This window comes from Paraburkholderia sp. SSBN10T (assembly GCF_056619545.1).
In genome coordinates this window covers 29,415-47,578 of record NZ_JBWQQI010000022.1, presented here as the reverse complement: position 1 = coordinate 47,578, position 18,164 = coordinate 29,415, and the positions used below count along the sequence as shown (strand labels likewise).

Annotated in this window: 14 protein-coding genes; 12 read left to right on the top strand and 2 right to left on the bottom strand. The window is 63.9% G+C overall.

What is annotated here, in order from left to right:
- The first annotated feature begins 92 nt into the window (after window positions 1–92).
- Together AC1ECK_RS28195 and AC1ECK_RS28190 are read left to right on the top strand one after the other, a co-directional pair.
- Window positions 93–860, top strand: coding sequence for a DeoR/GlpR family DNA-binding transcription regulator (locus AC1ECK_RS28195; RefSeq protein WP_480325064.1), 768 nt, complete (start codon window positions 93–95; stop codon window positions 858–860).
- Window positions 861–1,163: 303 nt separating this feature from the next.
- The gene (locus AC1ECK_RS28190) at window positions 1,164–4,484 is read left to right on the top strand and encodes a DEAD/DEAH box helicase (protein WP_480325062.1); all 3,321 of its coding nucleotides are present in this window, start codon (window positions 1,164–1,166) and stop codon (window positions 4,482–4,484) included.
- Between the two features lie 35 nt (window positions 4,485–4,519).
- On the opposite strand, the gene AC1ECK_RS28185 is transcribed toward AC1ECK_RS28190, so the two are convergent.
- Window positions 4,520–5,131 (bottom strand): NIPSNAP family protein, encoded by a 612-nt coding sequence (locus AC1ECK_RS28185; protein WP_480325060.1) that lies wholly within the window; start codon window positions 5,129–5,131, stop codon window positions 4,520–4,522.
- Between the two features lie 397 nt (window positions 5,132–5,528).
- Between AC1ECK_RS28185 and AC1ECK_RS28180 the strand changes: the two genes are divergently transcribed.
- The 5 genes from AC1ECK_RS28180 to AC1ECK_RS28160 all read left to right on the top strand — a co-directional run bounded on the left by AC1ECK_RS28180 (window position 5,529) and on the right by AC1ECK_RS28160 (window position 11,595).
- Window positions 5,529–5,939: a hypothetical protein gene (locus AC1ECK_RS28180; RefSeq protein WP_480325058.1), complete on the top strand. Its 411-nt coding sequence runs from the start codon at window positions 5,529–5,531 to the stop codon at window positions 5,937–5,939.
- 436 nt (window positions 5,940–6,375) lie between these two features.
- The gene (locus tag AC1ECK_RS28175) at window positions 6,376–7,074 is read left to right on the top strand and encodes a response regulator transcription factor (protein WP_480325056.1); all 699 of its coding nucleotides are present in this window, start codon (window positions 6,376–6,378) and stop codon (window positions 7,072–7,074) included.
- The gene (locus AC1ECK_RS28170; RefSeq protein ID WP_480325054.1) at window positions 7,071–8,498 is read left to right on the top strand and encodes a FecR family protein; all 1,428 of its coding nucleotides are present in this window, start codon (window positions 7,071–7,073) and stop codon (window positions 8,496–8,498) included. Before AC1ECK_RS28175 ends, AC1ECK_RS28170 begins: the two co-directional genes overlap by 4 nt.
- A gap of 18 nt (window positions 8,499–8,516) precedes the next feature.
- A complete protein-coding gene (locus AC1ECK_RS28165) occupies window positions 8,517–10,955 on the top strand; it encodes a CHASE2 domain-containing protein (protein ID WP_480325052.1) in 2,439 nt (812 codons plus the stop codon).
- A 34-nt stretch (window positions 10,956–10,989) separates the two neighbouring features.
- Window positions 10,990–11,595, top strand: coding sequence for a DUF4136 domain-containing protein (locus tag AC1ECK_RS28160; RefSeq protein WP_480325050.1), 606 nt, complete (start codon window positions 10,990–10,992; stop codon window positions 11,593–11,595).
- A gap of 50 nt (window positions 11,596–11,645) precedes the next feature.
- On the opposite strand, the gene AC1ECK_RS28155 is transcribed toward AC1ECK_RS28160, so the two are convergent.
- Complete coding sequence (locus tag AC1ECK_RS28155; protein WP_480325048.1) at window positions 11,646–12,563, bottom strand: LysR substrate-binding domain-containing protein; 918 nt, start codon at window positions 12,561–12,563, stop codon at window positions 11,646–11,648.
- 136 nt (window positions 12,564–12,699) lie between these two features.
- Here AC1ECK_RS28155 and AC1ECK_RS28150 point away from each other — a divergent pair, with 136 nt between their 5' ends.
- The 5 genes from AC1ECK_RS28150 (at window position 12,700) to AC1ECK_RS28130 (ending at window position 18,137) form a co-directional block, all read left to right on the top strand.
- Window positions 12,700–13,587, top strand: coding sequence for a HalD/BesD family halogenase (locus AC1ECK_RS28150; RefSeq protein WP_480325046.1), 888 nt, complete (start codon window positions 12,700–12,702; stop codon window positions 13,585–13,587).
- 81 nt (window positions 13,588–13,668) lie between these two features.
- Window positions 13,669–14,895 (top strand): M24 family metallopeptidase, encoded by a 1,227-nt coding sequence (locus tag AC1ECK_RS28145; RefSeq protein ID WP_480325044.1) that lies wholly within the window; start codon window positions 13,669–13,671, stop codon window positions 14,893–14,895.
- A 68-nt stretch (window positions 14,896–14,963) separates the two neighbouring features.
- Window positions 14,964–16,010: an ABC transporter substrate-binding protein gene (locus AC1ECK_RS28140; protein ID WP_480325042.1), complete on the top strand. Its 1,047-nt coding sequence runs from the start codon at window positions 14,964–14,966 to the stop codon at window positions 16,008–16,010.
- Window positions 16,011–16,199: 189 nt separating this feature from the next.
- On the top strand, window positions 16,200–17,165 hold the full coding sequence (locus AC1ECK_RS28135) for an ABC transporter permease (RefSeq protein WP_480325040.1): 966 nt from the start codon (window positions 16,200–16,202) through the stop codon (window positions 17,163–17,165).
- Window positions 17,166–17,303: 138 nt separating this feature from the next.
- A complete protein-coding gene (locus AC1ECK_RS28130; protein WP_480325038.1) occupies window positions 17,304–18,137 on the top strand; it encodes a quaternary amine ABC transporter ATP-binding protein in 834 nt (277 codons plus the stop codon).
- The last annotated feature ends 27 nt before the right edge of the window (window positions 18,138–18,164 follow it).

Sequence of the window (18,164 nt, the reverse complement as noted above, 5' to 3'; positions counted from 1 at the left end):
TTGTTGATTTAAGTGGAATTGTGTTGGAAATGCTTCCCCGACGCGTGGACCTTTGCTAGACTGGGCGCCACCCGCGTCCTCCCGCCTTCCGTATGTTCTCTACCCAGCGCCAATCCGAAATCCTGCGCATCGTGCGGGCCCAGCAGACCTGCACGATTGCCGAACTGGCCGAAGTCTTCGCCGTGTCCGACGAAACCGTGCGCCGCGACATCAAGCCGCTGATTGCCGAGGGCGTGCTGCTCAAGGTGCACGGCGGCGTGATGCTGCCGGACCTGCTCGACGAACCGCCGTTTCAGCGCCGCCTGCAGGAGAACCTCGAAGCGAAGCGGGTGATTGCGGCGCGGGTGTGCGATCTGGTGCGCGACGGCGATTCGCTGATTCTCGACGGCGGCACGACCTGCGTGCATATCGCTCAGGCACTGTGCGCGCGCTCCCGGCTCACGGTCGTCACCAATTCCACGGAGATCGCCCGCACGCTGGCGCCGCGCAACGGCAACCGCGTGTTCATCGCGGGCGGCGAGTTGCGCGCCGACGATTCGGCGGCCTTCGGCGCAAGCACGCTCGCGTTTATCCGCCAGTTTCATGTGCGCTACGCGCTGGTTTCGGTGACGGCAATCGACGCGCAGGGCCGCTTCATGGATGCGCAGCCCGACGACGTGTCCTATTCGCTGGCGGCCTTTGCCCAGGCCGAACGGCGCGTGGTGGCGGCGGATCACGCCAAGTTCGGCCACAGCGCGCTCGTGCATGCGTTCGGCCCGGAGGCGGTGGACCTGCTTGTCACGGACGAGGCGCCGTCGCCGGCGCTAGCACAGGTGTTTGCAGCAGCGGAGCTCGAAGTTAGTTTCGGGGCGCCCGACTAGGGGTGCCCAGCCTCCGGGTGCCCAACGCAGCGCAGACAGACGATCCGGCTGGCGGCGCGATCTGAGCGATCCGGCCGGCGGCGCTTTTGCCTCAGACCATGCCTCAAACAGGCGCCTGGTTCCTTGACGCGCCCTCAGCGGCGATGACCGGCACATGCGTAAAATAGTCGGTTTGCAGTGGCGAATACATCCAGCAACCGCTCGCGCAGACAACAGATAACAGATCGTCTGCAGGCGCGCGCTTGCCTCTACGTATCTCCCGCACACCGCCGCTCGCCCGAACACGCATGGATGGTCACCCGGATGTCGTCAGTTTTCTACGATCGAGAACACATTACGAAGTGGTTGGGCGCCAGAACGGTCGCGAAGGCGCGCGACTATGTCGATGCCGTTTCGAACCTGCATTGGGACAACAACACCCTGAGCGGTGAAGTCCAGGGCACGCAACGCCACCCGTACGTCGTGGACGTGCAGTTTCACGACGTCGGCGACGAGCTATGGGTCGAGGGCGACTGCTCGTGCCCGGTCGGCTTCCAGTGCAAGCACATGGCGGCGTTGCTGATCGCGGGGCTTGAAGCGTCGGCCGGATCCGGGGCGGGCGTGCGGCCCGAGCTGGTCAGGTGGATGGAAACGTTCCGCGCCCGTGCGGAACACGATGAGCCCGGCCGCAGCAACCCGGGTGCGGCGCCGGCCCATGCGCTCGCTTACCGGCTCGGCTGGTCGCGCTATCAGCAGCGCCACGAAATCCAGCTTTTCAAGGCGCGAGTGGGTTCGAACGGCGAGATCCGTTCGATCGACGAGCCGTGGAGCAATGTCGAAGCGGCCTTGATCAAGGCGCCCAAATTCGTTTCGGATGACGATCTGGTTATCCTGCGCAGCCTGTGGCTCGGCCATTCGCGCGAGAACCACGGACATTTCATTTTGCGCGGGGCCAACGGCGGCGACGTGCTGCACAGGCTGATCGCGACGGGCCGCCTGTTTCCCGCCTTGCCGGCCGACGGCGATGTGCGGCAGACGCCCCGCCCGCTATCGATGGGCGCAGCACGTGCCGGCCGGATCGAGTGGGAAGCGCAGGCCGACGACCGTCTGCGGCCGGTGCTCGTCACCGAGCCGGCGGCCGCGATGGTGCTCGCCACCGAACCGGTCTGGTACGTCGATGCCGACGCGGGCGAAGCAGGGATCGTCGAGCTTTCCTTGCCGTTTCCGCAACTGCCCGATTACCTGTCGATGCCGCCCATCTCGCTCGCCGAGGCGCCGCTGGTTGCCGCAGTGCTGCGCGAGGTGGCGCCTGGCTTGCCGCTGCCGCCGGCGCTCGATACCGCCAAGGTACGCGTGATCGACGTCGAGCCGGTGCCGGTCCTTGCGCTCAACAGTCTGACGATGGCGGCGCTCGGCCTGGGCAAGCCCACGCAGCGTAATCAGATGCTCGACTTCGCGACGGTCAGCTTCGACTACGAAGGCGTCAGCATCAAGCCGGAGAGCAGCGCCACGCTGGTGCCGGTGCCCGGCGGCAGCGTGTTGCATATCCGGCGGCGCTACGAGACCGAGAAGCAGCGCCTGCTCGAATTGCGCAAGGCGGGCTTGAAGGTGGTGCCGGCGAGCGGCGGGTATTCGCGGCAAACCCTTCCCGAGACACTGCTGGCGCTGCCCGAGACCGACGACTGGCCCGCGTTCGTCGACAAAACCTTGCCAGCGCTCGACAGCAAGGGCTGGCGCGTGACGCTCGCGCCCACCTTCCGCCATCACGTGATCGAGATCGACGCGATCGAAGGCACCGCGCGTCAGGCCGGCGACGGCTGGTTCGACCTCGAAATGGGGATTACGCTCGGCGATCGCACGGTGCGCCTCGAACCGCTGCTGGCCGGTCTGTTCCGGCGCGACCGTCGCTGGCTGGGCGGCGCGCTGGAAACGATCGACGACGACGAAGTGATCGAACTCACCACCGATCGCGCCGAACGCTTGCGCCTGCGGGCCGGGCGGCTCAAACCGGTGGTGCGGGTGCTGGTCGACCTGTTCGACGGAATCGGTAGCTGGAAGGGTGACGACAACCTGAGGATTCCTGCGCTCGATGCAGGGCGTCTTGCCGCGTTGACCGATACGGGCCGCTGGCAGTTTCAGGGGGATGCATCGATCCGCCAGTTGGCACAGCGTCTGCAGGACGGTGCCGGCATACGCGAAGCGGAGGTGCCGCACGGCTTGCGAGCCGGGTTGCGCACCTATCAGCACCAGGGCTTGAGCTGGATGCAGTTCCTGCGCGAGCACAACCTGGCCGGCGTATTGGCCGACGACATGGGACTCGGCAAAACGGTTCAGACGCTCGCGCACGTGCTGGCGGAAAAGGAAGCAGGGCGCCTCGACCGGCCGGCGCTGATCGTTGTGCCGACCACGCTGGTCCACAACTGGCGTGAAGAAGCGCGGCGCTTTGCCCCCGATCTGAAAGTGCTGGATCTGAACGGGCCGCAGCGCAAGGAGCGTTTCGAACTGATCGGCCGGCACGAACTCGTTCTCACGACCTATGCGTTGCTGTGGCGCGATCACGCGGTGCTGGCCGAGCACGACTACCACCTGCTGATTCTCGATGAAGCGCAGTACGTGAAGAACGCCACGACCAAATCGGCGACGGCGATTCGCGATCTGCGGGCGCGGCATCGTCTGTGTCTGACGGGGACGCCGCTGGAAAACCACCTCGGCGAATTGTGGTCGCAGTTCGATTTTCTGCTGCCGGGTTTTCTCGGCACGCAGAAGGACTTCACCAAACGCTGGCGCAATCCGATCGAGCGCAATGGCGATGGCGTGCGGCGTGAACTGCTGGCGCGGAGGATTCGGCCGTTCATGCTTCGGCGCCGCAAGGACGAAGTCGCGAAGGAATTGCCCGAAAAAACCACTATCGTGCGCACCGTGGATCTGGAGGGCGCGCAACGCGATCTGTACGAAATCGTGCGGACTGCGATGCAGTCGAAGGTGCGTGCGGCCGTCACGGCACAAGGGCTTGCCCGCAGCCATATCATCGTGCTCGATGCGTTGCTCAAACTGCGTCAGGTGTGTTGCGACCCGCGTCTCGTAAAGCTGGAGAAGGCCACGCGCGTCAAGGAGTCGGCCAAGCTCGAACTGCTGCTGGCGATGCTGCCGGCGCTGATCGAGGAAGGCCGGCGCGTGCTGCTGTTTTCGCAGTTCACCGGCATGCTGGATCTGATCGCCGCGGCGCTCGACAAGGCTGCGATCCCGTACGTGACGCTGACCGGCGACACCACCGACCGCGCCACGCCCGTGCGGCGTTTCCAGCACGGGGAGGTGCCGCTGTTCCTGATTAGCCTGAAGGCGGGCGGTGTCGGGCTGAACCTCACGGCGGCCGATACGGTGATTCACTATGACCCGTGGTGGAATCCGGCAGCGGAGAACCAGGCGACCGACCGCGCGCATCGTATCGGGCAGGACAAGCCGGTGTTCGTCTACAAGCTGATCGCGGCGGGCAGCATCGAGGAGAAGATCGTGCGCCTGCAGGAGAAGAAGGCCGCGCTCGCCGATAGCATTCTGTCCGAGGACGCGGCGGGCACCGTGAAGTTTTCGGACGACGATCTCGATGCGCTGTTTGCACCGATGCCGGAGATTGCGCGGGCGGGGTGAGGGGGCGTTGATGGCGGGATGTGGACCACGTACGCTTATCGCAAAGGCGACCTCTCAGTCGGCACCCAGATCGTCGAAGTGGCCTCATAAAACTGCTGCGGCCCGCCCTTGGGCGGCCAGATACCCATCGCATACGACTCGGCCCGAATCGCAACACGCTCGTCGAGACTATCGAACGGCCAGATATGCGTGATCCGCGGCGCTCCATCGAGCGCATACATATTCACCAGCAACGGCGAGAGCTTCGAGCGCTCGGGCATGGCTGCTTCCCATGCCTCGATCGTCGGCGTAAGACCGCCGGGCCGGAGCCAATACGTCCGAAACTCGTAATACCTGCCGAGCTGCCCAGGCCGCACCGGCGGAAGAAAGGGAAACCCAGCATAACTCTCCATCTCCATCGTCTCGACAAGTCCGGTTGCGCCAAATGGATTCGCATGATGGAGCGCTCGCGTTCTCTCCTGCGCGAGTTCCTGCGCATCGGCAAAGCCTCGCAGGATCCGCAGCGTGCCCAGGCGTCCGTTCTCCGCAGTCCAGGCGCCGAGCCACTCACCGCGCGTGTCGGGATGGTGCAGATAGGTTTCGGCGTTTTCGATGACCTGAGCGATCTTGAGGAGATGAGACGAGAGGGTGGTCAGTTCGTAGAGCATGGAAAGTCTCGTAAAGAAAGTCGAGGAAAGGGAACAAGTGGCAGTGGATCCGGATCGCCCGCACAAAATCAGGCAAATAAAAGTCCAGACTAAGCGCGTGCGAGCCGCTTGAGAATTCCCGATTTCCGCACAAACGCTGTCGAGTAATCGACAGATGTTCAACGATGTGAGCCTACGGGCGGCCCGCGCGTCGAATGCAGCGATGTGCACAGCCGTACACAGCGGGCAACCGATCTAACAATCTTTAAACGATTTAAATTGAGACAGTTCTTATACTGTCTCGCAGAATGTAAATATTGCGGACATTCCGGCGCATATCGGCGCTGTTGTGTATGCGAACTGCATTGCGCTGGGCGGCCCGGAGTAACAGGTTCTGTGCCGATTAACGAGGGATTGGATGCTTTTTAGACCGCGCACGACGCGCATTCCGTTCAAGCGCAATGAGCACAAGCGCAAGCTCGGGCAACGCATCGAGCTTGATCTGTCGAAGGACCGTCATGCGCGTGCAGCCATCGAAGCCTACGCCGATTCGTGTTCGACCGATATGCCATGGCTTGCCGAAGTTCTGCGCGAGTCGGCGGCGCCGGGCTCGGGAGATTTGAGCCTGTGCGCCGCCACTGTACGGCGTGTGTTCGGGTTGGCGCAGGATTGGGCGGCATTGCAACCGGACTACGCACGAAGCGCTTGGGAGCATGTGCGGATTCATCTGGAGGCGGCGTTGAACCGTCAGGTGAAAGAGCAGGAAGACGAAGAGATTGAAGATGGCGAGCACGGGACAGAGAGTCTTGCGCCCATCAGGATGGAATAGACGGGGCCAGTCACGAAGTGCGAGCGAGACCTGCGGGATGCTCAGGTGATCCTGAGAGGCCGATATAACGAATCTGAGAGACAGGCTCAGAAGTTTGAGCCGATGCCGGATGGCAGGAGAATGGCATTCGGAAGGGGATGGCAGTTTTCGATTATGATGAAATTGCCCAGCACGTACAGAGTGTCAAGGCAAATTGCGCGCCATTTTTGAGATATATCGGGTACTTGTTTACAACGGGTACCTGCAAGGCGCGACGAATAATCGATAAATAGAGTTGTCGATGCAGGACATCGCGGTCCCTGAGTCTGCGCGCGGCAATACGCGCGCAGACTCAGGCGGCAACGAGGCGGCGCCGCCCGGCAGAGGAGGGGCAGTGCCTCTGCAGTCGGGAACCGGCCATCCAGATACGAATAACGGTGTTGCCTTGCGGGGTGTTATGAGAATTGCAGTCCTGGATGACGATCCGGCTCAGGCCGATCTGGTATGTCAAACGCTTGCGGCCGCTGGCCATATCTGTCACGCCTATGCCGAAGGTCGCGCTTTGGTGCGGCAACTGCGGCGTCAGACTTTCGATCTGCTGGTGCTCGACTGGAACGTGCCCGACATGTCGGGTGAAGAGGTTTTGCGCTGGGTACGCGAAAGCCTGTCCGAGCGTTTGCCCGTGCTGTTCATGACGAGCCGCAGCCGCGAGAGCGACATCACGTCGATCCTCAACACGGGCGCTGACGACTACGTCGTCAAGCCGGTGTCGGCCGGCGTCTTGCTGGCGCGCGTCGGCTCGTTGCTGCGGCGCGCCTACAAGCTCAACACCACGGTCCTCAAGGAAGTGTTCGGCGAATACGAGTTCGATCTGAGCGCCAAGCACGTGCTGGTGCGCGGCACCGCTGTCGCGGTCACGCAAAAGGAATTCGATCTCGCCTTGCTGCTGTTCCAGCACCTGAGCCGGCCGCTGTCGCGTGCGCACATTCTTGACGTGATCTGGAAGCAGGCGACTGAAATCCCATCGCGCACCATGGACACGCACGTCTCGATGCTGCGCAGCAAACTCGGATTGCGACCGGAAAACGGCTATCGCCTGACGCCGATTTACGGCTATGGATACAGGCTCGAGCGCATTGAAAAGGGGGATGCGTGACGGTTTCCGTTTCCACGCGGCCGGCACACTTGCCGGCTCACGGCGGCGCGCGCCGGGCGCTGGCGGTCCTGGTGCCGTGCCTTGTCGCGGCGCTCGGGCTTGCGTCTGCGCCTGCGCTCGCCGAGGCACAGAAGAACAAGAACGGGTCTATCGTCACGGTACCCTACACGACCAGGGCGGGCGATACGCTATACGAGATCGCCGCGCGCTATCTGCGCGATTCGCGCGACTGGGCTGTGCTCAGTCATCTGAACAACGTTCCCGCCCCGCGCCATCTGCCGGCCGGTATCCAGTTGCGACTGCCGGCGGCGCTGCTGCGTCAGGAACAGGAGTCCGCACGGGTGGTGGCCACCAGCGGTCCGGCCGAACGCGCGTTCGGCGCCGGCCCCTATACGCCGCTCGCGGCCGGCATGATGCTCGGCGAGGGCGACCGCCTGCGTACCGGCCATGAAGGTTTCGTGACACTGGAACTGGTGGACGGCTCGCACGTGACAGTTTCGCAGGATGCCACGGTCGAGATCGGCAAGCTGCGCCAGACCGCCTTGACCGGCGCCTCCGATCGAGTGCTCGAACTGCAGCACGGCGAGGTGGACAGCGAAGTCACGCACGCCACGAGAAAAGACGATCGCTTCCAGATCCGCTCGCCCTCGGTGGTGGCGGGCGTGCGCGGCACGCGTTTCCGGGTGAACTACGACACAAGCCAGCAGCAAACCTCGGTTGAAGTGCTCGACGGCGCGGTCGGCGTGGATCCGGCCAGCGTTCGTGCGCCGGCGCCGGGCGTGCCGTTGCAGGCGTCCGTGCAGCTCGTGTCGGCGCACTTCGGCAATGTCTCGGGCGCAGACGGTTCGATCGGTACGCCGGTCGCGCTGCTGGCCGCTCCTTCGTTGACGGATCCAGGCAAGATCCAGGACGGCAAGACGGTCGCCTTCGACCTCGTGCCGGACAGCCAGGCGGCCGGCTACCGCGTGCAGATCGCCCGTGACGCGGACCTGCTCGACCTGATCCGCGACATGCCGGTGAAGGCGCCGCATGCCGACTTCGGCAATCTGCCGGATGGCACGTACTTCGTGCGCATCTCCTCGGTCGACCGCAACGGCCTCGAAGGCCTGCCGCAGATCTACGCATTCGAGCGGCGCCAGTTGGGGCTGGACGCTTCGGCCGGTCCGCGCGACGGCACGCGCGACTATACGTTCCGCTGGTTCGCGAGCCGTCCGGGCGTGGAGACGCGTTTCCGCTTCGTGCTGGGCGCCTCGCCCGACCTGCGCAGTCCGCTCGTGGACCGGACCGACCTGCCGGCCGGCGAGATCGTGGTGACGGATCTGCCGCGCGGCGTTTATTATTGGACCGTTATTGCCGAACAATTCGAAAACGGCCGGTTCTACGAGAAGGGCAGCTCGATCCGGTCGTTCACGCTTGCCCGCTAGGACTCCAACAATCCGCGCATGAGCCTCGATCCGCGTGCACGACTTGGTCGGCCGGCTGGCCGACGTTTCCTGTTCGAATGGGGGGCGATCGGCTGCCTGGGCATCGCGGTGATCCTGGCGAGCGCGCTCGGTGGCTGGGCGGCAGGCATCGACCACCTGGTCTACGACCGTTTCCTGGTGCTGCACAAGCAGCCGGCGCTGGCCGATATCGTGGTGGTCGAGATCGACAACGCGAGCGTGGAGCGGTTCGGTCACTGGCCCTGGCCGCGCAGCGTCCACGCGAGCCTGCTCACGCAACTGGCGAGAGCCAGGCCGGCGGCGGTGATCTACGACGTCCTGTTCACCGAGCCTGCCGCCGACGACGCGCAGCTCGCCCATGCCATCTCCCTCAGCCCCACCTATCTGCCGGTGCTCCTCAGCCCCGAGGACAGCGACGGCCTGCGGGCCGTCGTAAAGCCGGTGCAGCCCCTCGCCCAGGCGGCGGCCGGGCTTGGCCATATCAACCTGGAAGTGGACGGCGACGGCATCGTGCGCAGCGTCGCGCTGTTCGAAGGCGACGCGCATTCGCGCTGGCCGCAGTTGATGGTGCCGGTCTGGCGGGCCATCAAAAGCGCTGCGATCCATCTCGCGCTACCTGCCGGGCGCCTTGCCGGCTTCCGCGACCGGACCCTCGAGCGCGTCGACGAAGCACGTTTTCTGATTCCTTTCAGCTTGAACGCTGCGAACTACGCGCATGTCTCGTTTGCCAGCGTCGTCGCCGGCGAGGTGCCGCCGGAGCAACTGCGCGGCCGGCTGGTGCTGATCGGCGTGACGGCCTCGGGCTTATACGACCGCTTTGCGACGCCGGTCTCGGGCGAGCTCGGGCCGCTGCCTGGCGTCTACATTCACGCGAACGTGCTCGATACGCTGTTGACGGGGCGGGCGATCGACCCGGTCCCGGCCTTGCCGGTCGTGCTCGTCGCGCTGGTGCCGCTCGCTGCGCTGCTGGCGGGCTTTCTCGTGCTGTCGCCGCGGCGCTCGTTGCTGCTGACCGCGGGCTTGAGCATCGTCATTACCGGCGGCAGCGCCGCCTTGCTGTACGGCGCGCGGCTGTGGATGTCGCCGGTGCCCGCGGTGCTGGGACTGATCGTGGTGTATCCGATCTGGAACTGGCGGCGCCTCGAAATGACCATGACGTACCTGCGCAAGGAGCTGCAACGTCTTGCCGACGAACCGCACCTGCTGCCGGAGACGCCGCCGCGCCGCCGCGAGTTCGGCGGCGACGTGCTGGAGCAGCACATGGCGCTGATGGCGCAGGCTGCCCAGCGGGTGCAGGACATGAAGCGCTTCGTCTGGGACAGCCTCGACAGCGTGCCCGAGCCTATTCTGGTGAGCGACGTGCGCGGCATTGTGCTGATCGCCAATCACGCGGCGATGGCGCACTTCGAGCGGCTGGGTTCGCTGAAACCTCAAGGCCGCCTGATGCGCGAGGTGCTCGGCGGTCTGGCGTTCGTGAAGACCATCGACGACGGCAGCGAAGGCGTCGACGCCGAAAACGATGCGCTGGCGCGCACTCACTGGCCGGCGATCCTCGATCCGGCCCGGCGAGAATTTGCCGACCTGATGGCGCACGGCATCGAGGTGCGCGATCTGGCCGAGCGCGACCACCTGTTGCGCTACGCCACCTGCACCAACGAAGAGGGCGAAGTGACCGGCTGGATCGCCGGTCTGGTCGACGTCTCGGCGCTGCACGCAGCGGAGCGTCAGCGCGAGGATGCGTTGCGGCTCCTGTCGCACGACATGCGTTCGCCGCAGGCCTCGATTCTCGCGCTGGTCGAGATCGAACGCGCGCGCATCGAGTCGGACCACGTCCATGAGTTGCTCGAACGCATCGCCCGTTATTCGCGCCGCGCGTTGACGCTTGCCGACGATTTCGTGCAACTGGCGCGCGCCGAGTCGCAGGCGTACGTGCTCGAACCGGTGAGCCTGAGCGAGCTGACCATCGATGCCAGCGACGAAGTCTGGCCGCAGGCTCACGCCAAGCAGATTCAGATGGAAACCGGGAACGAGGGCGACGACGATTACTGGATCTTCGCCGATCGTTCGTTGATAACGCGCGCGCTCGTCAATATCATGAACAACGCAGTCAAATACAGCCCGCCCGGTTCGCGCATCACCTGCACGACCGGGCCGGCCGACGGCCTGCCGCGGCGCGTGCAATGCACGATTCGCGACCAGGGCTACGGCATTCCGCTTGAACAGCAGAGCCGGCTGTTTCAGCGGTTCCGGCGCTTTCACGAAACCGAGCAGCCGGAGACCGGCGGCGCAGGGCTCGGGATGGCTTTTGTCAAAACGGTCGTGACGCGCCATGGGGGCGACGTGCGCGTCGACAGCGCGCCGGGTAAGGGCACCGCGTTTACCGTGCTGCTGCCGGCGCTCGACGACGCGCAGCTCGACATGCAGCTTGAGCACGCCTGATGGGCGTGCCGGATTCTCTTGAAGCGAGAAGAACATGAAAATCACGCTGATCCACGCTGCGCTAGTCGCAGCATGTCTCACCGCCGGCCTGACAGGATGTGCCGGCGTCAGCACCGACGTGCGCGCGTCGCCGTCGGCCACGCCGCTCGCCGGCGAGCGCAGCTACGCGCTGGCGCGCTCGCCGCTGCAGGACGAGAGCCCGGACCATCTGCAGTACGAAACGTGGATTCGCGGCGAACTCGGCAAATACGGCTTTGCCGACGTGCCGCAGCAGCGCGCTCACTATCTGCTGTCGATTGCCTACGATACGCGTCTGGCGGGCGTCGGTGTCGGCGCGGCGGATTGCGCGCAGGCAGGATGCAACAGCCCTGGCGCCGCCTCGTTCTCGCTGTTTGGCCACACATACCGGCATTCGCTGACGCTGCGTTTCTTCGAGCAGACCAATGGCCACGAGGTCTACAAGGTGAGCGCGAGCAGCCAGGACCGTGACGCCGATCCGCTGCACGCGATTCCATATCTGGTGAAGAGCGCGCTGGCGCAATTCCCCTTCGCCGATCATCCGGACTGGCGCGTGAAACTGCGCGCCGACGACGCCGGCGGGGCGCCTCAGGTGACCTCGGTCAAGCCGGTGCAGCCCTGAATGCCCGGCGCCACGCGGCAAGGTTCGACGCGATGTGTGACTCGCGTCGTCTAGCCCAGCGCCATTTCGACCGTTGCGCGGCGCCGTTCTTCCACCATTGTTTCGATCAACGAAGCAAGATCGTCCGTGGCGGGATCGCGAATTCCCGATGAGCGGTGCAGTTCGAGATCGGCGAGCGGCAGCGGCGGCAAGCCTTCCGCTACGCCGAGCACGCGCCAGTTTTCCGGCAGCGTACAGCGGTCGATGATCGTCACCGCGGCGCCCTGGTCCACCGCGACCTTGATGCCGGTCGGGCTCTGGCTCGTATAGATCACGTGATAAGGCCGGTCGAGCGCCGCCAGCGCTTCGAGTCCGCGCTGCCGGTAACAGCAGGTCTCCGGAAACAGGGCGAGCGGCACCGACGCCTCGCGGTCCAGCACGAAATCCTTGTGGGCCGCCCACACCACTTCCTCCCGCCCCAGATGCCGCCCGCCGGTCTGCGAGCCGTGCCGCACCACGAGCGCCAGATCCAGTTCACCCGCCTGCAAGCGTTCGAGCAATTCGAGCGACATCCGGCAATGGATGTGCGGCCGCGCACGTGGGCGCAGCGCGTAAAACTTCTTTAGCAGATCGGGCAGCCACAGTTCGGCATAGTCCTCCGGCAGTCCAAAACGGATCACGCCCTCGCGGCTGCTCCGGTTTAGTGCAGCGATCGCCTCGTTTTGCACCTGAATAATGCGCCTCGCGTGAATCAGGAAGTTCTCGCCGTCGCGCGAGAGGGCAAGGCGCCGGCTATTGCGCAGGAACATATGCGTTTCGAGTCGCTCTTCCAGCGTGCGGATACGCAGGCTGATGGTGGATTGCGTGCGATGGAGCTGCTTCGCCGCGGCCGTGAAGCCGCCGCTATCCACCACGGCGACGAATGCACGCACCAGTTCGGGGTCCAGAGAGCTGAGTTTGGACCAATCGGGTCCGCTGATGGCTGCCATCGGAATTACTCGCTTTCCAAAGAAATTTGGCGATCAAAACATGAGGACGTCGGTGAGCTGATTGTTGTCGAAGATTGTTGTCGAAAACAATTCAACTCACAAATCAACCTGCGAACCACGAAACTGGAGCCACACCGTGTCAGCCAGCCTGCCTCTTGCCGACGCCGAATGTACCGATCTGGGCGATATCGTCGATACCGAACGTTATCCGTTGCACGATCCGGACCACCCCCGCATGCGCGAGCTGATCGCGAGCTGCCGCGCGCATCTTGCCGGCAACGGCAGCGCCGTGCTGCACGGTTTTCTGCGTCCCGCTGCGTTGGAGCAGGCACGCGCCGAAGGCCTGGCGCTCGCCACCAAGACCTATTTTTCCAGCCGTAAGGTCAATGCCTATTTCACGGCTGACGATCCTTCGTTGCCCGTTGGTGACCCGCGCCGCGTCTTCATGGACCGCACCAGCGGGTTCGTGACGCGCGACGTGATTCCGGCCGACGCGGTCATCCACCGCATCTATGTGGCCCGCGCGATGAAGCGCTTTGTCGCCACTTGTCTTGGCGAGGAGCAGATCTGGGAATACGCCGACCCGTACGCGGGGCTGGTGCAAAACGTCATGCCGCCAGGCACCGAACAGCCCTGGCACTACGACACCAACGAATTCATCGTTTCGATGATGACCCAGCAGCCCGACTCGGGCGGCGACTTTGAGTACTGCCCGAACATCCGTTCTCCTGAAGGTGAGAACTATGGTGGCGTCGGCGCGGTGGTGCGCGGCGAGACGCGCGCGCCGATCAATGTCATCACGCTGCAGCCGGGCGATCTGCAACTGTTCAAAGGCCGCTTCTCGCTCCACCGTGTGACCCGCGTGCTAGGAGCGATCGACCGTCACACGGCCATCTTCGCGTACTCGAAGAAGCCCGGCGTGATCGGCCGGCTCGAGCGCACACGGCAGCTCTATGGCCGGGTCTCCGAGATGCATCTGGAAGCCGAACAACGGCTCGTGCGTGCCGACAATCTGGTCGATTGAGGCGCCGCGCCCGAGTCGATGCCGTGTTGAAACCGTAGTCCCTGCCGCTCCCGATATTTATAACGTTCCACACTGGAAACCATGACGATTCTTCGCCCGACTCATCGCCCGGAAGACTGCGAACCGACTGAGCAGGAAATTGCGCAGATCCAGCGCGACCGGCTTGCCGCCGTGCGCCGCGAACTGAAAAAGCGCGACCTGAGCGCCGCGATCCTGTTCGATCCGACCCACATGCGCTATGCAACCGGTTCGCGCAACATGCAGGTCTATTCGATGCGCAACCCGGCGCGCTACGCGTTCATTCCGGCCGAAGGCAAGGTCGTGCTGTTCGAATACGCGGGTTGCGATTTTCTGGCCGAAGGGCTCGATACGGTCGACGAAATCCGTCCCGCCACCGCGATCTCCTATTACTTCTGCGACGACATGCTCGGCCGCGTGACCGAACGTTGGGCCGCCGAGATCGACGATCTGGTCAAGCAGTGCGGCGGCGGCAAGCGGATTGCTATCGAGAGCGCGACCTCGGCGGCGGCCTTCGCGCTGCAGGCGCGCGGCTACCAGATCTCCGACGCGCAGGAGCCGCTCGAACGCGCACGTTCGATCAAGGTGCCCAATGAGATCAAGATGATCCGCTCGTCGCTGCGCGCCGCGGAACAGGGCGTGCATAAGCTCGAAGCGGCGCTTGTGCCCGGCATCAGCGAGAACGAGCTGTGGTCGCATCTGCACAAGCACATCATCGAAACCGATGGCGACTATGTGGAGACGCGCCTGATCAGTTCGGGCCCGCGCACCAACCCGTGGTTCCAGGAAAGCAGCCCGCGCAAGATCCAGGCGGGCGAACTGGTCGGGCTCGACACCGACGTGGTGGGGCGTTTTGGCTACTACGCTGACTTCTCACGCACCTTCCTGTGCGGCGACGGCCCGGCGACGCCCGCACAAAAGAACCTTTACAAGCTCGCCTATGAGCAGGTTCATTCGAACATGGAAAACGTGCGCGCCGGCACGACCTTCCAGGAGTTTATCGCCAAGGCCTGGAAGATCCCGGGTCCGTACCAGGCGCGCCGCTATTTCGCACTGGCGCACGGCGTCGGCATGACGGGAGAATACCCGTACATCGTCCATCGCGAGGACAACGAAGCGAAGGGCTACGACGGTGTGATGGAACCGGGCATGACACTGTGCATCGAGAGCTACATCGGCCATGAGGACGGCGGTGAGGGCGTCAAGCTCGAAGAGCAGGTCTATATCCGCGACGACGGTCAGGTGGAACTGTTGTCCGACTATCCGTTCGAAAAGCGCCTGCTCGTCTGAAAGAGCGCAACGCGAAAGGTTTCCTGCGTACGAACTCAACATATTTCCATGCATAAGGGTGATCGATCATGCAATTTAGACTACTCCGGGCGGCGCTCGCCGCCGTCGCGCTAACCCTGACCGGTATGGCGGCTCATGCGGCTTCCAATGCAACCGACAACTGGTGTGCACAAGGCAAGACCGTGCATTTCGCGGGTATCACGTGGGAGAGCGGCTCCTTCGCCACTGAAGTGCTGCGGCAGATCATGGAGAAGGGCTACGGCTGCAAGACCGATGTGGTGCCGGGCAGCACGGCGGCGACGGAAACGGCGCTTGCCCATAACGACGTGCAGGTGTGGGCCGAACAATGGACGGGCCGCAGCGAAATCACGGCCAAGGCGCTTGCTGCCGGTTCGGTGAAGCTCGTGGGCGACACCTTGCCGGGCGGCACGAAAGAGGGCTGGTTCGTGCCCGAATACGTGATCAAGGGCGATCCGGCGCGCGGCATCAAGCCGGCGGCGCCTGGCCTCGTCGCGGTGACGGACTTGCCGAAGTACAAGAGCGTGTTCGCCGACGACGAGGAACCTGAGAAGGGCCGTTTTCTGAACTGCCCGACGGGTTGGGATTGCGAGCGCGTGAATACGCGTCTGCTGAAAGTGCTGAACCTCGACGCGACGTATACCAACTTCCACCCCGGCACGGGCGCGGCGCTGGATGCTGCGATCGCTTCCGCGTACCAGCGCGGCGCACCGATTGTCTTCTACTACTGGGGGCCAGCCGCGTTGATGGCGAAGTACAAGTTCGCCGAACTGAAGATGCCGCCGTTCAACGACGCCTGCTGGCAGACCTTGCGCGACGAGAGCAGCACGCAGCAGTGCGCGTCGTCGTACATGGTGTCGCATGTGACGGTGGGCGTGTCGACGCCGTTCTATGACGCGGACCCCGGCCTGATGTCGATGCTCGCCAAGGTCAGGTTTCCTATGGATTTCCTGAACAATACGATTCTCGAGATGAGCACGAAGAAGCTCGACGGCTCCGCGATGGCCACGCAGTTCCTGCGCGATCACCCTGAAATGTGGAAGCAGTGGGTACCGGCGGAGGTCGCATCGAAGGTGCAGGCGAACCTTGGGACCTGAGTAAGTGCTTTGCATGGGATCAGAGTAAGCGCTAAAGCGCCAACTCTGATCGACAGCTAAAGCGCTAACTCTGATCGACCGCCTTGCATGGGACCGGAGTACCGTGCTGAAGCACGAACTCCGGTCGACCGCCTTGCGTGGGATCAGAGTAAGCGCTAAAGCGCTAACTCTGATCGACAGGAGTCAGTCATGAATGGTTTTTTTCTGCATCTGTCGATTGTCGATGTCGTCAACGACAAGGTCGGCGCACTCGTGGAGACCTATGGCGATACGTTTCACGCCTTTAGCCTGCTGGTGCTGAAGTATCTGCTGGTGCCGCTCGAAAGCAGCCTGCGGGTGTTACCCCCGTGGCTCGTGCTGGTGCTGGCGGGCGTGATGACCTGGCATGCGACGCGCCGCGTGGGCGTCGCCGCTTTCTTCGTGCTGCTGCTCTATGCGATCGGCTGCTTCGGCCTGTGGGACAAGCTGATGGAGACGCTCGCGCTGATGCTGGTGGCCACCGTGCTGTCGATTGCGATCGGCGTGCCGGCCGGCATCGTCTGTTCGCAGAGCAGCATGCTGCGGCGCATCCTCTTGCCGGTGCTCGACATCATGCAGACGCTGCCGAGTTTCGTGTACCTGATCCCGGTGCTGATGTTGTTTGGCCTCGGCAAGGTGCCGGCAATTTTCGCCACGGTGATCTACGCGCTGCCGCCGCTGATCCGTTTGACCGATCTCGGCATCAGGCACGTGGACGGCGATGTGATTGAAGCGGCACGCGCGTTCGGCACGACCCGCTGGCAATTGCTGCTCGGCGTGCAGTTGCCGCTGGCCCGGCCGAGCATCATGGCGGGCATCAACCAGACCACGATGATGTCGCTGTCGATGGTGGTGATCGCCTCGATGATCGGCTCGCGCGGTCTCGGCGAAGACGTGCTCGCCGGCATCCAGACGCTCGATGTCGGCAAGGGCATGCAAGCAGGTATCGCAATCGTGATTCTGGCGATCGTGATCGACCGCGTCAGCCAGGGCTATGGTCAGGAGCGACGTGCCCGGCGTATCGCGGCGGCGCAGCGCGACGCGCGGGTGCAGGCTCGCCGCCAGAAGCGTATGCAGGCGCCGGCGCAGCTTGCACACCCGGACGGCGCTGAACTTGCTAGCGAAGCGCGCCATTGATGCTAATAGGAAGCGGAACAGACGGCATTGGTGGCACAAGCGGCGCGGGCAGCACAGGCAGCACTTCGGCGCGCCGCTCCCGGTACACAGCAGCCTCACTTCACTGATTCAGCACGACGTTGGTTAAGGAGCGGCAAAATGAAAGCAATCCAGGTCAAGAACGTCTACAAGATCTTTGGACCGGCGAACGCGCATGCACGTGTACTCGAACTGCTACGGCAAGGCGCATCGAAAGCCGACGTACTGGCGAAAACCGGCTGCAACGTAGGCCTCAACAACGTGAACCTGACCATCGAGCCGGGGCAGATCTTCGTCATCATGGGGTTGTCCGGGTCCGGCAAGTCGACGCTGGTGCGGCACCTCAATCGTCTGATCGATCCGAGCGCGGGCGAGATTCTGGTGGACGGCAAGGATATCCTGAAGCTCAACGCGAGCGGCCTGCGCGAATTGCGCCGCTACCGCATCAGCATGGTGTTTCAGAACTTCGGGCTGCTGCCGCATTCGACGGTATTGGAAAACGCGGCGTATGCCTTGCGCACGCGTGGCGAAGCGCGCGAGGCGGCCTTCTCCGCCGCGCGTGACTGGTTGAAGAAAGTGGGCCTTGAAGGTTACGCGGAGAAGTTTCCGGACGAACTCTCGGGCGGCATGCGGCAACGCGTGGGCCTGGCGCGCGCGCTCGCCGCGGATACGGATGTGGTGCTGATGGACGAAGCGTTCTCTGCGCTGGATCCTTTGATTCGCACGGAAATGCAGGATCAGTTGCTGGAGTTGCAGGCGACGCTCAACAAGACGGTGGTATTCATCACCCACGATCTCGACGAGGCGCTGCGGCTCGGCACGCAGATCGCGATTCTGCGCGACGGCGAACTGGTGCAACAGGGCAGTCCGCAGGAGATTCTGCGCAACCCGGCGAACGACTACGTGCGCCGCTTTGTGGAGCGGCGCAGCGAGCGGACGGAGTTGGCGGCTTAGAGCGCGTGCAGACGTGAAGCAGCGGTG